Origin of the sequence: Amycolatopsis sp. NPDC052450, assembly GCF_044547565.1 — a bacterium.
Taxonomy (GTDB): domain Bacteria; phylum Actinomycetota; class Actinomycetes; order Mycobacteriales; family Pseudonocardiaceae; genus Amycolatopsis.
In genome coordinates this window covers 36,357-54,426 of record NZ_JBIUAQ010000027.1, presented here as the reverse complement: position 1 = coordinate 54,426, position 18,070 = coordinate 36,357, and the positions used below count along the sequence as shown (strand labels likewise).

Here is an 18,070-nt window from a genome sequence, read left to right as displayed (position 1 = left end):
GTTGCTTGCGATTCTTCGGTGCGCGACAGCCTCGAACTCGTGGTGTCCGTTGCGCTCTTGTAACGTCTCCAGACCAAACGCATATGCCGGACCACTGTTCAGGAGTTGCCATCTCGCCAGTCTCAGACCCGCGGCATTGAAAACCCAGTGTTTTGCCGAGACAGCGCGGACGAGGCAACGACACGCCAGGGTCGGTCTGTAGATAGACTCAGATATCTGGACAAGCCGACGGCGGCCTAAACTAGGCAGTCCTTGGAGCCGTCAAGCCGCCTTTTTTGCCATATGTGCTTTGTACTCCCGCCACCAGTCCTCTGGTTTCTGCGCCTGCAGCGCCTCTCGGAGTCTTATGAGTGCCTTCTGAGAGTAGCACCAAGTGTTGAAGAACGACTTAGCATATTCCTCGTTTTCTTTAATCTTGAGTAACGTAATCAACGCCGTAGTCTGATTTGTTGTCACCTCCAGCTTATCCACGAGCCCACTGAAGCGCAGGTTATAGAAATCGAGTTCGGATACGCGGCGGACTGCGACAACGCTTGAGTCCGCGTCGCCATCTGCCACCAAAGTAACCGGAATTCCCTCTTTTTTCGCGATTCGCAAGCTAATCGCGGGCCCGGATCCGTCGGTGACGAATTCTACGGCGGCGATACCAGGGAAAAGCACGTCGAGGTCAGTGACGCCAGCACTAATCTGGGCTCCTAGCTTTCGTAAGGTCGACTCGCCGGGCTGGAGCTTCTCGCCACGCATCGCTCCGTCCACGATCGCCAACGCTCGTAACCGTGCGGCAGCCTCTGCACCACGGCGGGTGCCCGGCCGAAGCAATCGGGCGACCTCGGCGATCTCGTCGGAGAAAAGTGCCAGTGGATCCCTTGGTGCGACGGTTGCAATCGGCAACACCCGCTTCGGCAGCGCCTCATGAAGGTCGTCGCCGAACACATGGCGCGCTAAGTCGCGGTACAGCGTAATACCAGACTGAGCCTGCAGGTAGAGGTGCGCCTCGCTGATGTCGACAAGATGGTGCTGGGCGGCATCCCGAAGACCGTTAATCGCCTGCAGAGTCAGAGCCTGTTCCTCGCTGAGAAACCGGATACTATTCGTAGATAAGCTGCGGCGCACACACTGATCAAAGCCAATGGTGTTCTTCTCTCCTGGATCTCGAATGCGGCCACCACGATGCAAGATTGCTGCTTTAAGCAACATCTCAAAAGCGTGGTCGAGCAGCATAAGTACCGCGTCCGTGCGACCGATATCCCATGGCCGATTGAAATGCTCGACACTCAGCATCAGGGACGCCAGTGACTTGCCCTTGAGTAGGCGAGCCTCCCTCTTCATAGCCACTCCTCGTTTGCGTCGACCGTGCCAATTCATTCGACTGCGGACGGGAGTACGTTTCGCCCCGAAGCATGGTTCACCCGTTCGGCCGTCATCTGGCTAGGACACTCGCGCTGCTGTCTCAGGTCAACCGGTGCCTTTGTAGAGCCTCAGGCATGGGTGGGTAATTTCTGACTGGATTGTCAAGTGGACCTGGCCCCGGGCCGCGGGATGCACCTATCTCTCGCCGAAAGCCCTGGTCGCTTATTCAGTTTGTGTCTCAGCGCATTGCACACCGTATTCGCTATCCTGCGAGAATTGACTGATTTAACACGTATTATCATGGGACTGCATATCGGTTGATTCGTCGAAGGTATGATCTGTAAGTTCGGTTGGCAGCCCACTTGCAAAGCTGGCGTCGGTCAAGTCCACGCTACTCGCAAAAGTGGCTCCTTCGAAGGAAGTATCGTCTGCGAAATACGCTCCAGAAAAGTCTGCGCGCCCTATGAATTTTACCAGGTTGAATCCGGCAACCCATGAGAACGCTGCATTGCTAAAGTCTGCAATTTCGCCGAACTCCGACGCATCAAATCTCGCCGCTTGATGAAAATTGACGCCCGCAAACCATGAATCTGATCGAAAAGTTACGTTATCAAACTCAACATTCCCGGAGAAAGTCACTTCGCCAAATCTTGCATCGCCTTGAAAAATCGATCCATTGAACTGGGCATCCCGCTTAAATGATGCGTTGTCAAATTCTGCAAATTCGCCGAAAAGTGCGGAGCCAAAGACTGTCGATCCATTGAATACTGCGTCGGCAAAGCTGGCATCTTTTTTGAAATTAACGCTAGCAAATTCTGCTGATTTCTTAAAGGTTGCCTCGTTGAATTCTGCCACATCGGCAAAGGTAGCATCGTAGAAGTGCAAGTCGCCGCAGAAGCTAACTCCTTCAAAGCTGACTTCGCCGGTAAAATGTGCATTCTCAAAGGCTAGGCTGCCGTGGAACTCCGATCGCCTGAACGTTGACTGACCGCCAAGCTCCACTTGATCGAAGACTGTAGCTCCACTGAAACTCGCGTCCTCAAAGATCGCGGCATTGTGAAATTTTGTGCCGGCAAATATTGTCCTGTCGTGAAAGTTACTCTCGGAAAAGTTTGCGTGCTGATAAAACTGTGCCGCTATGAATCTTGCGCGGCCATGAAATTCGGATCCCTGAAAATGTGCCGCTTCTTCAAAGTTTGCCGATTCGAAATTTGCAAAGCCGGAAAACTTGGCGCCAGTAAAGACTGCTTTCTTTACCGCTGCACGACTCAGATTAATGTCGATAAGATATGCGCCGGTCAGATCGAGGTCGATATCCTGCCAGAAAGTCTCCGCAAATTTTTCTGGGTTATCGCCCGGCCTAAGGTGCTCCGTTAGGATATGTTGAGCCGTCAATCTTACTTCTCGTTCCTGGCGTGCGCGATCGTCAAGAGGGTTGCGCCTTTGTGGTTCGCTGAAGTCTTTTAGCATTTTTGCTGAATTTCGGCTCGTCTTGCGTGTGAGAGGTCTACGAATTCCACTCTTGGAAGGGAGCGGAGTTTCTCCTGGGGCAGAGTATGGGGCGCGAAGATATGAGCATAGAACGTTTACAATAATTTGACGCTGTGCAGGGTTGTTTTGAGCTACTCGTTCGAGTGCGTAGAGTCCGCCATGTCTGACTGGCGACGCATCCGAGCCTAGCTGTTCAACTGCTTTGAGGTAGAGATCTGTCAGTCGTCGCTCACGCGCATCATATTCGGCATGTTCTGCCACGCGATTTGCTGACATTTCGTTTTGTGTAGCAATCCGTTCAGCTAATTCGTGTGCGATATATTTTTGTATGAGGTCTAGTTCGGTGGAACGCTGCCGCCTGACCGCAAGCCATAATGCAACGGCTCCTCCGAAGCCAACGCCGAGCGTTCCTGCGGTACGAATTGCATCAAGCTGATCCCTGGTTGTTCCCGTGGTAAGTAAGTACCATCCCACCACGCCTGACACGACCAGCATGGCTGGTACACCTACTGCAATCACCCATTTCGGGATGGGTGTAAGTGATGGCCGACCCCCTGGCAAACCTGCCCCCGCCTTCGGCTGCTTCACCAGGTTTGCTGCTTGCGCTCTAGCGTCGTTGTCGATTTCGCTCACGTGGAGGCTATCGTTCAAACCCGCTCAACTGCTACTTCTTTCGATCGTGAGCCGACTGTAAGGATCGAGAGCGTGCGATGCGTTTGAGGACGCGCGGATCTGACCCCGGATGGGCAGGCAGGTTGGCTGCTCCTGCTGACTCGCCTCCCACGTAGCGGGTACGGGAGCATGAGACGCCGTGCAGCGCGGCGGCCGCAATCTCAGCAACGAATCGTGGGTCGCCTTATCACGAGACCAACTTGTTACCTAGCTTCCTCGTCGAAAGCTAGGGCCGGATCGTTATTCAGTTCGAGGTTACCTATGCGCTCAGTGAGCCAGGCACGAGTCTGGTGACGGGTGAGAGACCGATCAGCGATGCGTTCTACCAACCCGGAGTAGAACGTGATGTCACGATCGTTTTCCAGGAAGAGGCTTGTCGTCAGCTGTTGGAGGTGGAGCACGGGGCGGTGTTGGTCATGTTCGTAGAGCGTGAACCCGGCGCGGATGTCAGCGACCACTGATTCGGCAGGCACAAGGTGAATGTGAAAGTTCGGTAGCGAAGACACGAGCAAGAGATGCAACACCTGCTCGTGTGCGAGCCAGAGGCCCTGGCCGGGTAGGTCAAGGGCGTTTGGTGCACGTAGAAGGTGAAAGGACCCCGCATCCTCAGGGAGGTGGGTTGGCTAGCGAGTCGAGCGTGGACTGTCGTATCGAGGGCGGTCCCGCCCTCGTGCCCGAACCTGGCGAACGCTTCGCGTATGTAGGGCTCGACCTGGAGTTGCCGTGGGATGTCGACAGGGTTGTAGGTCGTGATGGATTGGCTGCCTGTGTCGAGCACGGAGGCCGCTTTCCAGGCGCGAGATGGTGGAGGCGGGCCAGCCGAGCATGCGGCTCATGTCGGTTGCGAGGTAGCTAGGGCGCATGCGGACCGTCGCGACGCGTAATGGAAGACGCGAGGGTGCGGTAGGCGTGCGCTCCCAAGGGGGTCTGGCGGTGCAATGGGTAGCTGGCCCGATAAGAAGTGACTGTGACCGGGGCGACGAACACCTAGAGTTAGAAGTCGTCACGGTCTGCGTTTGTGGTCTCTGACCTGCGGCTTATGCGTGAAAGTGGATCGCTGAGAGGCTTGATCGCTGCCAGACGGTAACCTGACATTATCTCAATGTGAGTGTCGGTGACGATATGTACCCCCCTGATTGAGGCCTCTCGGGGGACGTATACTCTTCTCACATCAGCAAGTCCGAGTGGCGGAATGGCAGACGCGCTAGCTTGAGGTGCTAGTGTCCTTAACGGACGTGGGGGTTCAAGTCCCCCCTCGGACACACGCAGTACCCTACGGGGTGGGCGGATGGTCACAGCGACCGTCCGCTCTTTTGCGTTGAGAGGACTTCTCCAGGTCGACCGGGCGGGGAATCAAACCCGGTCACAGAGCGCTTACACGTGCTGTGAAGAAGATTGGTTTCCTCTCCTTCGGCCACTGGTCGGCGAGCGCGCACTCCGAGACCCGGTCCGCCGCGGACTTCCTGCATCAGTCGATCGACTTGGCGGTCGCGGCCGAGGAGCTCGGTGTTGATGGTGCCTACTTCCGTGTGCATCACTTCGCGCGGCAGGCGGGCAGTCCGTTTCCGTTGCTGTCGGCGATCGGCGCGCGGACCTCGAGGGTCGAGATCGGGACGGGCGTGATCGACATGCGCTACGAGAACCCGATGTACATGGCCGAGGAGGCGGGGGCCGCCGACCTCATCTCGAGGGGCAGGCTCCAGCTCGGGGTCAGCCGGGGGTCCCCGGAGCAGGTGATCGACGGGTGGCGGTACTTCGGTTACGGGCCCGCGGAGGGGGAGACCGCCGCGGACATGGCCCGGCAGCGCATCGAGGTCTTCCTCAAGCTGCTCGACGGCGAGGGGTTCGCGCAGCCGAATCCGCGGCCGATGTTCCCCAATCCGCCGGGGTTGCTGCGGCTCGAGCCGTACTCGGAGGGGCTGCGCGAGCGGATCTGGTGGGGTTCCAGCTCGAACGCGACGGCGGTGTGGGCGGCGGAGCAGGGGATGAACCTGCAGAGTTCCACGCTCAAGGATGACGAGACGGGCGAGCCGCTGCATGTTCAGCAGCGCAAGCAGATCGAGGCCTACCGCGAAGCCTGGAAGGAGGCCGGTCACGCGTGGGAGCCGCGGGTGTCGGTCAGCCGCAGTATCTTCGCGTTGACCAACGACCTGGACCGTGCGTACTTCGGCCGCGATCGGAGCTCGCGCGACCAGGTGGGCATGATCGACGAGACGACCAGGGCGATCTTCGGGCGGTCGTATGCCGCGGAGCCGGATGAGCTGGTGCGGGCGCTCAAGGAGGACGAGGCGATCGAGGCCGCGGACACCTTGTTGCTGACCATCCCGAACCAGCTCGGTGTCGAGTACAACGCGCACGTCCTGGAGAGCATCCTCACGCACGTGGCGCCGGAGCTCGGCTGGCGCTGAGAATGCGCGATTCGGCGGATGGGCCGGGGCGCCTCGCTCGTTACGATCGGGGGATCCCCGGCCATCGGAGGGTCCCGTGAGACTGCCCCGATCCCTGTCCTGTCTGGTACTGGCCTTCGGCCTGGCACTGGCGCCGGCCGCGGAGGCGAGCGCGCCGGCCCCGCTCGGCGGCGGCAGCGTGTTGCAGACCGGCGTCTCGTCCCGGTGCACGGCGGGATTCGCCGCCGTCTCCGGCAAGACCGGCTACCTGATCGCGAGTTCCGCTTGCGGCAGGCCTGGTGACACCGTCCGCAGCGCGGGCCGCGTCGTCGGGGTGGTCGCGGCGGCCCAGGTCCCGCCGACGGGTGCGATCGTCATCCGGGTCACCAACACGACCGACTGGCGGCTGGTGGGCTCGATCCCGCCCACCGACAGCCGGGTGACGATCACCGGTTCGGTCGAAGCGCCGGTCGGCTCGTCGGTGTGCAGGTACGGCGCGACCACCGGCTGGCGCTGCGGGATCATTCAGGCGAAGAACGTGTCGATCACCTTCCCTGAAGGAACGCTGACCGGCTTGACCCGCACTTCCGTCTGCGCCGAGCCGGGTGACAACGGCGGGCCGTTCGTCAGCGGGACGCAGGCACAAGGCGTGCTGGTCGGCGGCAGCGGGAACTGCTCCAGCGGCGGCACCACCTACTTCTTCCCGGTCAACCGCGTCCTGTCGGCCTACGGGCTGACGATCCTCACCGGAACCTAGAACGGCAGCGTCCGCGGATACGGGGGAGGGGAGTGCCGCGCGAACGCGGGCGTGGTCGTGACCCGGGTTTCCCCGACGGCGTCGAAGATCGTCTGGTGTTCAGGGGCGAGCCCGGCGGCTTCAGCGTTCAGCGCGGCAGGCCCGCTCGACGGCCAGTGTCCGCGGTCCAGCCGCCGCTCCAGCTTGCGCAGGGCGGTGATCTCCTCGGACGCGGTGAACACACAGTGACCGGCCCGGTTCACGAACAGCTGACGAAGGTTCCCCGGGTCTCCGGCCAGCGCGACCCGTTCGGCGTAGGCGCGTTCGTGCGCCGCCGGCGCGGTGCCGTCCGCGACGGTGTGCATGGTCAGCACCGGGAACGGCGTGCGTCCCAGCGGAAGCCCGAACCGCGCCAGATAGCCGGCGGCGGCCGGATCAGGCGCGACTCGCGGCGCCTTCGCCAGCTTGTCGAGGTCGGTGTCGAGATCGAGGCCCGCTTCCGCGTAGGCCCGTTCCACCAGCGGCCGCTCGCCTGCCTTCGCCAGGATCCGCCGGTAGTCGACGCCCACGTTCCAGCTCGGGTTGCCGCCCGCGCGCTCTTCCAACGCGACCCTGTCGACGCCGAACGCGCCGGCACGGTAAAAGCGATCCCAGACGCCCTGCCAGAAAACCTGGTCCGCGACGTCCGGCGGCCGGGGCCGGGTGGCGTCGAACCAGCCGGGGATCTCGGCCAGCGCGTTCGCCAGCGCGAGCCGGGCCTGGCCTTGCGGGTTCGCGGTGGCGGCCTGCACCACGCCGGTGAACCGGCTCACGTTGGCCGCGGGGTCGGTGATCCGCACGAGTTCCAGCCGCGCGTCGAGCAGCGTGTTCAGCGCGTATCCGAGATCCAGACCGGAATTCCAGTGCGCGGCCCCGCCCGCGAGGTTGCCGCAGAAGGTCATCAATCCGGCGAACCGGCGCGGGTTCCGCTCGGCGAGCAGGGTCGCGGTGATCGCCCCGATCGATTCGCCCGCCGCGATGGTCCGTCGTGGCGGGCCGACCGTGCGGGCGAACCAGTCGTGCAATCGGATCTGGTCGGTCTGCGCCTCTTCGATCGACCAGCCACGCACGGTCCGGTACTGGGACGCGGCCAGCGCGTACCCCTGCTCCAGCAGATAGGACTCCGTTGTGGGCTGCGAGGTCAGCGCGATCCGGTCCGGTTCCGGAAACGCCAGGGAGTACATCCCGTGACTCCACAGCATGAGCGTGCCGTTCCAGTTTTCCGGCACCAGCACCAAATAGCGTGCGCCTTCGAGTTCGCCTTCGTATCTGGTCACCGGGCCGGCGGCCGAGGCGCGGGGAACCACCAGCCCCAGCAAGACGGTGAACAGGGCCAGCAAAGTCAGACCACGCCGCGCCATGACCATCACCCCGGGAGTCATCTTTCCAGCGCGGGGTGAATTGTCCAGATCCGCTTGGACTAACTGAACACCACTGAACGCAGGAGAAGTCTGTCCGAACCGCGGCCACCGAAGGGGCGGAGCGAGAAGTAGTCTTCGCTCTCGCAGTCGTCGTCCTTGAACACCACCGCCGTCGAGCCGGTGTCGTTGCGTGGACGGAACGCGTCGACGTCCCAGTCGGCTATTTCCGGAATCTCTATGCATTCGCCGCTCGGCGGGTCCACCAGGGTGCCGATCTGGAGCTCTTCGTGTTCGTCGTAGTAGCGGTAGGTGAATTCTCCTTCGGCCGCGGAAGCCACCGCGGGGATCGTGAAACACAGGGCGACGGCACTGGCCATGGCGAGGAAAGCGGTACGTGTTCGCATGGAACGACGTTAGGTCGATGATCAAGACTTGCGGTAGGTCTCGCGGCCAGGTCCACTCGGGGGAGTGGACCGACGTCCGGCCGGTGATCGATAGTGAGGGCATGTACACCGGCAACCCCGACGTCCCCGACGACGTGTTCGCGGACGTTCTCGCGCAGATCGACGACTTCGTCCGCACCCGCGTGATGCCTCGTGAGCTGGAGATCATGAGCACGGACGCCATCCCGGCCGATCTGCGGGCGCAGGCCAAGGCGATGGGGTTGTTCGGGTATGCGATCCCGCAGGAGTGGGGTGGACTCGGCCTCGATCTGGTGCAGGACGTCGAGGTGGCGATGACGCTCGGTTACACGTCCTTGGCGTTGCGGTCGATGTTCGGGACGAACAACGGGATCGCCGGACAGGTGCTGGTGGGGTTCGGTACGGAGGAACAGCGGGCGCGGTGGCTGCCCGGGATCGCGTCGGGTGAGGTCGTCGCGTCGTTCGCGCTGACCGAGCCGGGCGCCGGATCGAATCCGGCCGGGCTGCGGACCAGCGCGAAGCCGGACGGCGACGGCTGGATCATCGACGGTGGCAAGCAGTTCATCACCAACGCCACCGAGGCCGGACTTTTCGTGGTTTTCGCGCGGCTGGGCACCGGCATCGCGGTGTTCTTGGTGCCCGCGGACGCGCCGGGCATCACGGTCGGGGCGAAGGACGCGAAGATGGGGCAGGAAGGCTCGCGCACCGCGGATGTCACCTTCTCGCAGGTGCGTGTCGGGCCGGAAGCACTGGTCGGCGGGGACGGGGATGTCGGATACAAGGCGGCGATGACGTCGCTGGCCCGTGGCCGGATCCACATGGCGGGCTTGGCCGTGGGTGCGGCGCAGCGGGCGCTCGACGAGTCGGTCTCGTATGCCGCGACGGCGACCCAGGGTGGGACGCCGATCGGGGATTTCCAGCTGGTGCAGGCGATGCTCGCCGATCAGCAGACCGGTGTGCTCGCCGGCCGGGCGCTCGCGCGTGAGGCGGCGCGGTCGTATGTGACGGGGGAAGACCGGCGGATCGCGCCGTCCGCGGCGAAGCTGTTCTGCACCGAGATGGCGGGGAAGGCCGCGGATCTGGCGGTGCAGGTTCACGGCGGAAGCGGCTACATGCGCGAGGTCCCGGTCGAGCGCATCTACCGGGACGTCCGGTTGATGCGGTTGTACGAGGGGACCAGTGAGATCCAGCGGTTGATCATCGGCGGCGGGCTGGTGCGGGCCGAGAAGAAGAAAGCATGACCCTGCCACTCGAAGGGGTCACCGTCGTCTCCATCGAACAGGCTGTCGCCGCTCCGCTGGCCACCCGCAACCTCGCCGATCTCGGCGCGCGCGTGATCAAGGTCGAGCGCGTCGACGGCGGGGATTTCGCGCGTGCCTACGACCACGCCGTCCACGGCACTGGCGCGCATTTCGTCTGGCTCAACCGAGGCAAGGAATCGCTCGCCGTCGACCTCAAGACCGCCGAAGGCCGTGACGTCGTCCGGCGGCTGGTCGCGAAGGCCGACGTGTTCGTGCAGAATCTGGCGCCCGGCGCGGCCGAGCGGCTCGGGTTCGGCGATCCGCGGGCGGATCATCCGGAGCTGGTCGTGGTGAACCTGTCCGGATTCGGCTCTGGCGGGCCGATGGAGCAGCGCAAGGCCTACGACATGCTGGTCCAGGCCGAGGCCGGGCTCATCGCGATCACCGGCACCCCGGACGCTCCGGCGAAGACCGGGATCCCGACCGCGGACATCGCGTCCGGCATGTACTGCGCGCAGGCGGTGCTGGCGGCGTTGCTGCGCCGCTGGCGCACCGGTGAGGGCGCGACGATCGAGGTCTCCATGCTGGAGGCCACCGTCGAATGGATGGGCTACGCGCTCAACACCCGGATGTACGCCGGAACCGAGCCCGAACGGATGGGCCTGAGCCACAGCTCAATCGCGCCGTACGACGCTTTTCCCACGCGTGACGGCCAGATGCTGATCGGCGTCCAGAACGACACCGGCTGGCGCACCCTCGTCACCGACGTCCTCGACGCGCCCGAACTCGCCGACGATCCCCGCTTCACCACGAACGTGCAACGCGTGGCTCACCGCGCGGAATGCGACGCCGCCGTCGCCGCCCGGACTTCGCGGTGGTCCAACAGTGAACTCGACGAACGGCTCGCCGCGGCCGGGGTTCCCGCCGCCCAGCTCAAGGACGTCGGCCAGGTGGCCGAGCATCCCCAGCTACGGGCCCGTGATCGCTGGCGCGAGATCGGCACCGAATTCGCCCGGATCGACGCTTTGCTGCCGCCGGTGACCTTCGACGATTTCGAGGCGTGCATGGGCGACGTCCCGGCGCTGGGAGAACACACGCGAGCCTTGCTCGTCGAGTCCGGAGTGGACGCCGACGACTACCTTCGCCGCGGTATCGCCGGCTGAAATCAATTCCCCGCGACTGGAGGAACTCCAGGTTTACGATCAAGATCATGCGATTCGCCATCAAGACTTCGCCGCAGGACACCGTTTGGTCCGACATGCTCGCCGTCTGGCAGGCCGCCGACGAGATCGAACTCTTCGAATCGGGCTGGACCTTCGATCACTTCTATCCCATTTTCTCGGATTCGACCGGTCCGTGCCTGGAAGGGTGGGTGACCCTCACCGCGCTCGCGCAGGCCACGAAACGGCTCCGGCTGGGCACCTTGGTCAGCGGGATCCACTACCGGCACCCCGCGCTGCTCGCGAACATGGCCGCGACACTCGACATCGTTTCCGGCGGCAGGCTGGAGATCGGCGTCGGAGCGGGCTGGAACGAGGAGGAATCCGGCGCGTACGGCATGGAACTCGGCACCATCAAGGAACGCAGTGACCGGTTCGAGGAGGCCTGCGAGGTGCTCGTCGGCCTGCTGACCCAGGAGACCACCACGTTCCAGGGTGAGCACTATCAGCTGACCGACGCCCGCTGCGAGCCGAAGGGTGTGCAGAAGCCGCATCCGCCGATCTGCATCGGCGGCAGCGGCGAGAAGCGGACCCTGCGCACGGCCGCGAAGTACGCCCAGCACTGGAACTTCGTCGGCGGCACGCCGGAGGAGTTCGCGCACAAGCGCGCGGTGCTGCACCGGCACTGCGCGGACATCGGCCGGGATCCGAGCGAGATCACCTTGTCCTCGCACGTCCGGCTCGGCACGGACGGTGACTACGCCCAGGTCGCCGCGGACGTCGAAGCACTCGGTGAAGTGGGCCTCGACCTGGCGATCATCTATCTGCCGCCGCCGCACACCCCCGCCGTGCTGGAGCCGCTCGCGAAGGCGCTCGAGCCGCTGCGCTGAGAGCCCCGGAGGCCGGCCGGGGAGCGATGGCCCGTTGCGGAACCGGCCGGTCTCGCTATACGGTGACAGAACTAGAACAGGTTACAGTTCTGCACGGTGGGCGGACCGAGGAGCGGACATGGCGAACAGGGCTGCGCGCGGCGACGAGGCCGACTACGTGGTCGTCGGATCGGGCAGCTCGGGTGCCGCGATCGCGGGCAGGCTGGCGGAGTCCGGTGCCAGCGTGATCGTGCTCGAGGCGGGTAAGAGCGACGAGAAGATGCTCGTCAAGAAGCCGGGGCTGGTCGGCCCGATGCACGCGGTGCCCCAGCTGAAGAAGCCGTTCGACTGGGGCTACTACTCGGTGCCACAGAAACACGTTCTCGATCGGCGCATGCCGGTGCCGCGCGGCAAGGTGGTCGGCGGCTCCAGCTCCATCAACGGCATGGTCTACGTCCGCGGAAACCGCGCCAACTTCGACTCCTGGGCCGCCGAGGGCAACAAGGGCTGGGACGCCGACAGCGTCAACGCCGCGTACAAGCGGATGGAGGACTTCGAGGACGGCGAGACCGAGTTCCGGGGCGCGGGCGGGCCGATCCGGATCACCCGCAACAAGACCCCGCAGGAGGGCACGCTCCAGTTCCTTCAGGCGACCGCGGAGGCGATCGGCTGCGAGATCCTCGACGACTACAACGCCGAGTCCCAAGAGGGCGTCAGCCGGATGCAGCAGAACGCCGCCGACGGCCTGCGGTACAGCGCCTCGCGCGGCTACATCCACCATCTCGCACCCGCGACGCTGCAGGTCCAGTCCGGCGTGCTGGCGAAGAAGGTGCTCATCGAGAACGGCCGTGCGGTGGGCGTCGAGGTCGTCGACGCGAACGGGGGACAGCGCACACTGCGCGCGGGCAAAGAGGTCATCCTCGCGGGAGGCTTCGTCGGCTCCGCGCAGTTGCTGATGCTGTCCGGGATCGGCCACGCCGAGCACCTCAAGGAGCACGGCATCGACGTGCTCGCGGATCTGCCGGTCGGCGACAACCTGCACGACCACATGTTCCACGCGCTGACGTTCCGCGCGTCGTCGAGCAAGAACAGGGGCACGCCGCCGTACTTCGCGCGTGGCCTCGTCAGTGAACTGATGCGGCCCGGCACGACGTTCCTGGCGAACTCGGTCTTCGAGGCAGTCGCCTTCCTCAAGACCTCCCAGGCCACCGAGGTGCCCGACCTCCAGTTGCACCTTCTGCCCTGGGCGTACGTGACGCCCAACCAGGACGCGCCGATCCGGCACGACGTCGACAAACGGCCCGCGCTCACCGTGCTGACCACGCTGATCTACCCGAAGAGCCGCGGCACCCTGCGCCTCGCTTCGGCCGATCCGGCGGCGCCACCGCTCATCGACCCCCAGTACCTGTCCGATCCGGCCGATCTCGAAGTGCTCGGCGAGGGCTCGGAGATGGTCCGCGAAATCTTCGCCTCGGGGGCGTTCAACGGCTCGATCAAGGAAGAACTCCACCCGGGCAAGGGGCTGCGGGGCCAGGAGTTGCGCGACGCGATCCTGAACCGCGCGACCTCGGTCTACCACGGCGTCGGCACCTGCCGGATGGGCGTCGACGAGCTCGCGGTTGTGAGTCCTGATCTCAAGGTCCGCGGTGTCGACGGCCTGCGGGTCTGCGACGCGTCGATCATGCCGTCGATCACCGGCGGCAACACCAACGCGCCCGCCATCATGATCGGCGAGATGGGCGCGCAGCTCGTCCTGTCGGACAACTGACAGCACAACTGACGGAAAGAGGGCCATGACCGTCACACCGCTCGCGCTCACCCGTCCGGCGTCGGTGACCGACGCGTTCCTGCGACGCCTCGTCGCCCGAGTGCCGGGCTCGTCCGGCGCGACCTGGAAGCTCACCGAGGTCTACACCGGTGACGTGCTCGTCGAGCTGCCCCAGTCGACACCCGCCGACATCGAGCAGGCGTTCACCACCGCTCGCGCCGCGCAGGAGAAGTGGGCCGCGACGCCGCTCAAGCAGCGGCTGGAGGTGTTCAAACGGGCGCACACGCTCTTCGTCGACAACGCTCCGGCCGTCACCGACCTCATCCAGATCGAGAGCGGCAAGAACCGGCGGATGGCGATCGAGGAGACCTGCGATCCGGCGATGGTGATGAGCCATTACCTCACGCGGGCCGCCAAACTGCTGGCGCCGACCAAACGCGGCGGACCGGTCCCGTTCTTGACGACGTCGACCGAAGTCCGGCAGCCCAAAGGCGTGGTCGGGATCATCGCGCCGTGGAACTTCCCGTTCGCCACCGGCATTTCCGACGCCATCCCGGCGTTGATGGCGGGGAACGCGGTGGTGCTGAAACCCGACAACAAGACCGCGCTCTCCCCGCTCTGCGGCGTCGAGCTGCTGGAGAATGCCGGGCTGCCGAAGGGCCTGTTCCAGGTGGTGTGCGGCGAGGGCCCGGACGTCGGCCCCACCCTGATCGACCAAGCGAACTACGTGATGTTCACCGGTTCGACGGCGACCGGCCGGCTGATCGGCGAGCGGGCGGGCCGCAACCTCATCGGCTGCTGTCTCGAACTCGGCGGCAAGAACCCGATGATCGTGCTCGAAGACGCCGACCTGGCCGAGACCGTGCAGGGCGCGATCTTCGGCGCTTTCGGCAACACCGGGCAGATCTGCATGCACATCGAGCGGATCTACCTGCCGGAATCCCGCTACGACGAGTTCAAGAACGCGTACGTGGCCAAGGCCAAGGCGCTCGACGTCCGCGCCGCCTACGACTTCGGGCCGGACATGGGCTCGCTGGTCTCCGTCGACCACATGAACCGGGTCAAGTCCCATGTCGACGATGCCGTCGCGAAGGGTGCGACCGTCCTTTGTGGAGGGCAGCCGCGGCCCGATCTCGGCCCGGCGTTCTTCGAACCGACGATCCTCGAAGGTGTCACGAAGGACATGCTCTGCGGTGTCACCGAAACCTTCGGGCCCGTTGTCGCACTGCACAAGTACCGCACGGTCGACGAGGCCGTCGCGTTCGCCAACGACACCGAGTACGGCCTCAACGCCTCGGTCTGGGGCGGGAATGTCGACGCCGCCCGCGCCGTGGCCGCGCGGATCGAGTCCGGCAACGTCAACATCAACGACATCCTGGCCACCGCGTACGCCTCGAAGGGCACGCCGTCCGGCGGAGTCAAGAACTCCGGCGTCGGCGCCCGCCACGGGGACCAGGGCCTGCTCAAGTACACCGACGTGAAGAACGTGGCGGTGCTCAAGAAACAGGTCATGGGTCCCCGCGGCGGCCAGACCTACGAGAAGTACGTCGAGGGGATGCTGTCCGGGCTGAAACTCATGCGGCGCCTGCGCATCCGCTAAACGTCGTCCGTGTGCTGAGGTGCCGCCAGCACACAGGCGATGCTCAGCACGCACATGCCGATCAGCAGGCCGATCGCCGGCCAGACACTGCCCGTCGCCTGGAACAACAGGGTCGACACCAACGGCGAGAGGCCGCCGAAGAGCGCGCCCGCCAGCTGATACGACAGCGAGATGCTGGTGTACCGCGCCCGGGGGCGGAACATCTGCGACAGGATGGCGGCGATCGGGCTGTAGGTCGCCGTCATCGCGAGGCGCATCGCCACGAACGCCGCGATGATCAGCGCCGCGTTCTTGGTCGAAAGCACCAGGAACTGCGGAGCCGCGAGCACGGCGACGCCGACAAGGCCGATCACGACCACTCGCACCCGGCCGAAGCGATCACCGAGCCAGGCCGCGCCGAAGCTGACGACCAGTTCGACGAACGCGGCGATGGTGAGCGCGTTGAGCACCAGCGATTCGGAGACGCCGACGGCCGGATCGGTCGCGTACGCCGTCGCGAACGTGGTGACGAGGTAGTAGCCGCCGACCGCGACGGGCAGCACGCAGATGCCCAGCAGGATCGGTTTCCAGTTCGTCCGGACGGCGTACAGGATCGGCGCGCCGGATTCCTCGGCGGCGGCTTCTTCGAAGACCGGCGACTCCTCGACCTTCAGGCGCACGATGAGGCCGACGCCGATGAGCAGCACGGACGCGAAGAAGGGGATCCGCCAGCCCCACGTGGTGAGCCATTCGGTGCCGCCGATGCTCAGGAGACTGAACAGACCGGTGGCCAGGAGCGCGCCCGCCGGGTTTCCCGCCTGCGCGAAGGCGCCGTAGAAGGTCTTCTTGTCCGGCGGCGCGTGTTCGACGGCCATCAGCACGGCGCCGCCCCACTCGCCGCCGACGGCGAGCCCCTGCACGAACCTGAGCACCACGAGCAGGATGGGCGCCCACGTGCCGATCTGCGCGTAGCCGGGCAGACAGCCGACGAGGAAGGTCGCCGCGCCCATCATGGTCAGGGTCACCACGAGCGCCGTCTTGCGGCCGACCCGGTCACCGACGTGCCCGAACACGATGCCGCCGAGCGGCCGGGCGAAGAACCCGACCGCGTAGGTCGCGAAGGCCGCCGCGACCCCGGTCAGCCGGTCGCCGGTCGCGGGGAAGAACACGGTGCCGAAGACCAGGCTCGCCGCCGTGGCGTAGATGTAGAAGTCATACCACTCGATCGTGGTGCCGACGAAGGCCGCGAGCCCGGCCCGGCGGGCTCGACGGAGCGAGTGGGTGTCGGTTTTGACGGTCATCGGGCCACCTCGCCGTCGATCCAGGTTTCGAGCACGCGGATACCGGCGATCCGGTCCGGTTCGCAGGTGAGGGGATTCTCGCCGAGCAGCACGAAATCGGCGCGTTTACCGGGGGTGATCGAGCCGAGGTCGCGCTCGCGGCCGAGCACCCGGGCCCCGGCGATCGTGTGCGCGGCGACGGCCGACCGGACGTCGATCAGCAGCTCGTCGCCGCCGAGCCGGTGACCGCGCCGGGTCGTCCTGGTCACCGCGGTCTGGATGGCTTCGAGCGGGTTCGGCTCCGCGACCGGGGCGTCCGAGCTCAGCGTGACCGGGACGCCGGCCGCCTGGAACTCGCCGAGGGGGTTGAAGCGCTCGCCGGGGGTGCCGACCGCGTCGGTGACGCCTTCGCCCCAGTTGTAGTAATGCTGCGGCTGGTTGACCGGGTGTACGCCGAGCGCGGCCATCTGCTTGATCTGCTCCGGGGACGGCAGCCCGCAATGCTCGATGCGGTGACGGGCGTCGGGCCGGGGATTTCGCCGCTGCGCGTCCTCGATGGCGTCGAGCACCATCGCGATCGCGTCGGGGGACTGGGCGTGGGTCGCGGTCTGGAGCCCGGCCTCGTGCGCCTTGCCGATGAGCGCGGAGTAGTCCTTCGGGTCGTGGTAAAGCTGCCCGGTGCGGCAGGGATCGCCGACGTAGCCGTCCGGGAAGTACGCGGTCCAGCCGCCGAGCGTGCCGTCGGCGTAGAACTTGATCCCCGCGAACGCGAGGCGAGCGGTGCCGAAAGCGCCGTGCAGCCCCATCTCCAGCGCCTGGTCGAGCAGATGCGACAGCAGGTACATGTGGACCCGCGTCTTGAGCAGGCCGGCTTCGTCCAGCCGCAGGTACATGTCGAATTCGCGACGCGTCACCTGGGCGTCGCCGATCGCGGTCACGCCCGCGGCGAGGAACTTCTCCTGCGCGGCGGCCAGCTGCCGCGCGTGCTCCTCCGGCTCGTCCTCGAGGTGGAAGTTCGGCCCGTGCCGACCGACCTTCACCCCGGTGACGCCGGTGAGGATGTTGCACGCCGCGTCCGACAGCTCGCCGGTGAGTTCACCGTGCTCGTCACGGAAGAACACCCCGCCGTCGGGATCCGGGGTGTCACGGGTGACGCCGTTGCGCCGCAACGTGAAGCTGTTGACCACGCCGCCGTGCCCGCTGGCGTTCATGAGGTAGACCTCGCGGTCTTCGGCGACCGCGTCGAGCTCCTCCTTGCGGGGATGCCGTTTCTCGGCGAGGTTGCGGTGCTCGTAGCCGTAACCGCGGACGGGCCTGCCCGCCGGGGTGTTCTCGGCCGCCTCGCGCAGCAGCGCGACGATCTCGGGAATGGTCGACGCGCGCTCGGGGCCGCAGTCCACCCAGGTCATCATCTGCCCGTACATCAAGGGATGCGCGTGCGGATCGATGAAGCCGGGCAGCAGCGTGCCCGGCAGCCGTCGCACTTCCGGCTCGGGGCGGCCGAGGCTCGCCGCGCGGGCGCGGCACTCGTCCACGGAGCCGACCGTGGCGATCTCCTCGCCGAACACGAGCACCGCTTCGGCGCCTTCGGTGGCGTCATCGACGGTCACCAGCTCGTCGGGAAGCAGGATCGTCGCTCTCGCGTCGAGGACTGAACGATCGAGGGGCAACAGACGCATCGCGCGGACTCCAGGGATTCGACGGTTAAGTGGGGC

General features: G+C 65.2%; 13 protein-coding genes, 1 tRNA gene and 1 pseudogene. 8 read left to right on the top strand and 7 right to left on the bottom strand.

Going from position 1 to position 18,070, the window contains the following annotated elements:
• Positions 1-261 precede the first annotated feature (261 nt).
• The 3 genes and pseudogenes from ACIHAO_RS32800 to ACIHAO_RS32790 form a co-directional block, all read right to left on the bottom strand.
• A complete protein-coding gene (locus tag ACIHAO_RS32800; RefSeq protein ID WP_396564428.1) occupies positions 262-1,329 on the bottom strand; it encodes a DUF3644 domain-containing protein in 1,068 nt (355 codons plus the stop codon).
• A 306-nt stretch (positions 1,330-1,635) separates the two neighbouring features.
• Positions 1,636-3,474 (bottom strand): pentapeptide repeat-containing protein, encoded by a 1,839-nt coding sequence (locus ACIHAO_RS32795; protein WP_396564426.1) that lies wholly within the window; start codon positions 3,472-3,474, stop codon positions 1,636-1,638.
• A gap of 242 nt (positions 3,475-3,716) precedes the next feature.
• Positions 3,717-4,291 (bottom strand): annotated as a pseudogene (locus ACIHAO_RS32790) (Scr1 family TA system antitoxin-like transcriptional regulator).
• Between the two features lie 400 nt (positions 4,292-4,691).
• On the opposite strand from ACIHAO_RS32790, the gene ACIHAO_RS32785 reads away from it, so the two are divergent.
• The 3 genes from ACIHAO_RS32785 (at position 4,692) to ACIHAO_RS32775 (ending at position 6,657) form a co-directional block, all read left to right on the top strand.
• Positions 4,692-4,775, top strand: a tRNA-Leu gene (locus ACIHAO_RS32785).
• A gap of 123 nt (positions 4,776-4,898) precedes the next feature.
• The gene (locus ACIHAO_RS32780; protein ID WP_396564424.1) at positions 4,899-5,921 is read left to right on the top strand and encodes an LLM class flavin-dependent oxidoreductase; all 1,023 of its coding nucleotides are present in this window, start codon (positions 4,899-4,901) and stop codon (positions 5,919-5,921) included.
• 76 nt (positions 5,922-5,997) lie between these two features.
• Positions 5,998-6,657, top strand: coding sequence for a S1 family peptidase (locus ACIHAO_RS32775; protein WP_396564422.1), 660 nt, complete (start codon positions 5,998-6,000; stop codon positions 6,655-6,657).
• On the opposite strand, the gene ACIHAO_RS32770 is transcribed toward ACIHAO_RS32775, so the two are convergent.
• Together ACIHAO_RS32770 and ACIHAO_RS32765 are read right to left on the bottom strand one after the other, a co-directional pair.
• Positions 6,654-8,036 (bottom strand): alpha/beta hydrolase family protein, encoded by a 1,383-nt coding sequence (locus tag ACIHAO_RS32770; RefSeq protein ID WP_396564420.1) that lies wholly within the window; start codon positions 8,034-8,036, stop codon positions 6,654-6,656. The two genes, ACIHAO_RS32775 and ACIHAO_RS32770, sit on opposite strands and share 4 nt — an antisense overlap.
• A 59-nt stretch (positions 8,037-8,095) precedes the next feature.
• Positions 8,096-8,440, bottom strand: coding sequence for a hypothetical protein (locus ACIHAO_RS32765; RefSeq protein ID WP_396564418.1), 345 nt, complete (start codon positions 8,438-8,440; stop codon positions 8,096-8,098).
• Between the two features lie 101 nt (positions 8,441-8,541).
• Here ACIHAO_RS32765 and ACIHAO_RS32760 point away from each other — a divergent pair, with 101 nt between their 5' ends.
• The 5 genes from ACIHAO_RS32760 (at position 8,542) to ACIHAO_RS32740 (ending at position 15,096) form a co-directional block, all read left to right on the top strand.
• Positions 8,542-9,699, top strand: coding sequence for an acyl-CoA dehydrogenase family protein (locus ACIHAO_RS32760; RefSeq protein ID WP_396564416.1), 1,158 nt, complete (start codon positions 8,542-8,544; stop codon positions 9,697-9,699).
• Entirely contained in the window at positions 9,696-10,862 is a 1,167-nt protein-coding gene (locus tag ACIHAO_RS32755; RefSeq protein ID WP_396564414.1) for a CaiB/BaiF CoA transferase family protein, read from the top strand. The genes ACIHAO_RS32760 and ACIHAO_RS32755 overlap by 4 nt, the downstream gene beginning before the upstream one ends.
• A gap of 47 nt (positions 10,863-10,909) precedes the next feature.
• A complete protein-coding gene (locus ACIHAO_RS32750; RefSeq protein WP_396564412.1) occupies positions 10,910-11,749 on the top strand; it encodes an LLM class F420-dependent oxidoreductase in 840 nt (279 codons plus the stop codon).
• 118 nt (positions 11,750-11,867) lie between these two features.
• Positions 11,868-13,496, top strand: a complete 1,629-nt coding sequence (locus ACIHAO_RS32745; protein ID WP_396564410.1) for a GMC family oxidoreductase — start codon at positions 11,868-11,870, stop codon at positions 13,494-13,496.
• A gap of 25 nt (positions 13,497-13,521) precedes the next feature.
• Positions 13,522-15,096, top strand: coding sequence for a succinic semialdehyde dehydrogenase (locus ACIHAO_RS32740; protein ID WP_396564408.1), 1,575 nt, complete (start codon positions 13,522-13,524; stop codon positions 15,094-15,096).
• Here the strand turns inward: ACIHAO_RS32740 and ACIHAO_RS32735 are convergent.
• Both ACIHAO_RS32735 and ACIHAO_RS32730 read right to left on the bottom strand, forming a co-directional pair.
• On the bottom strand, positions 15,093-16,376 hold the full coding sequence (locus tag ACIHAO_RS32735; protein ID WP_396564406.1) for an MFS transporter: 1,284 nt from the start codon (positions 16,374-16,376) through the stop codon (positions 15,093-15,095). The genes ACIHAO_RS32740 and ACIHAO_RS32735 overlap by 4 nt on opposite strands.
• A complete protein-coding gene (locus ACIHAO_RS32730) occupies positions 16,373-18,034 on the bottom strand; it encodes an amidohydrolase (protein ID WP_396564404.1) in 1,662 nt (553 codons plus the stop codon). The genes ACIHAO_RS32735 and ACIHAO_RS32730 overlap by 4 nt, the downstream gene beginning before the upstream one ends.
• Positions 18,035-18,070 lie beyond the last annotated feature (36 nt).

Bases quoted from the DNA above. Each gene is read 5' to 3' on its own strand.
- ACIHAO_RS32800 (WP_396564428.1), bottom strand. From the start codon at position 1,329: ATGAAGAGGGAGGCTCGCCTACTCAAGGGCAAGTCACTGGCGTCCCTG.
- ACIHAO_RS32740 (WP_396564408.1), top strand. From the start codon at position 13,522: ATGACCGTCACACCGCTCGCGCTCACCCGTCCGGCGTCGGTGACCGAC.
- ACIHAO_RS32745 (WP_396564410.1), top strand. From the start codon at position 11,868: ATGGCGAACAGGGCTGCGCGCGGCGACGAGGCCGACTACGTGGTCGTC.
- ACIHAO_RS32750 (WP_396564412.1), top strand. From the start codon at position 10,910: ATGCGATTCGCCATCAAGACTTCGCCGCAGGACACCGTTTGGTCCGAC.
- ACIHAO_RS32770 (WP_396564420.1), bottom strand. From the start codon at position 8,036: ATGGCGCGGCGTGGTCTGACTTTGCTGGCCCTGTTCACCGTCTTGCTG.
- ACIHAO_RS32735 (WP_396564406.1), bottom strand. From the start codon at position 16,376: ATGACCGTCAAAACCGACACCCACTCGCTCCGTCGAGCCCGCCGGGCC.
- ACIHAO_RS32730 (WP_396564404.1), bottom strand. From the start codon at position 18,034: ATGCGTCTGTTGCCCCTCGATCGTTCAGTCCTCGACGCGAGAGCGACG.
- ACIHAO_RS32755 (WP_396564414.1), top strand. From the start codon at position 9,696: ATGACCCTGCCACTCGAAGGGGTCACCGTCGTCTCCATCGAACAGGCT.
- ACIHAO_RS32760 (WP_396564416.1), top strand. From the start codon at position 8,542: ATGTACACCGGCAACCCCGACGTCCCCGACGACGTGTTCGCGGACGTT.
- ACIHAO_RS32765 (WP_396564418.1), bottom strand. From the start codon at position 8,440: ATGCGAACACGTACCGCTTTCCTCGCCATGGCCAGTGCCGTCGCCCTG.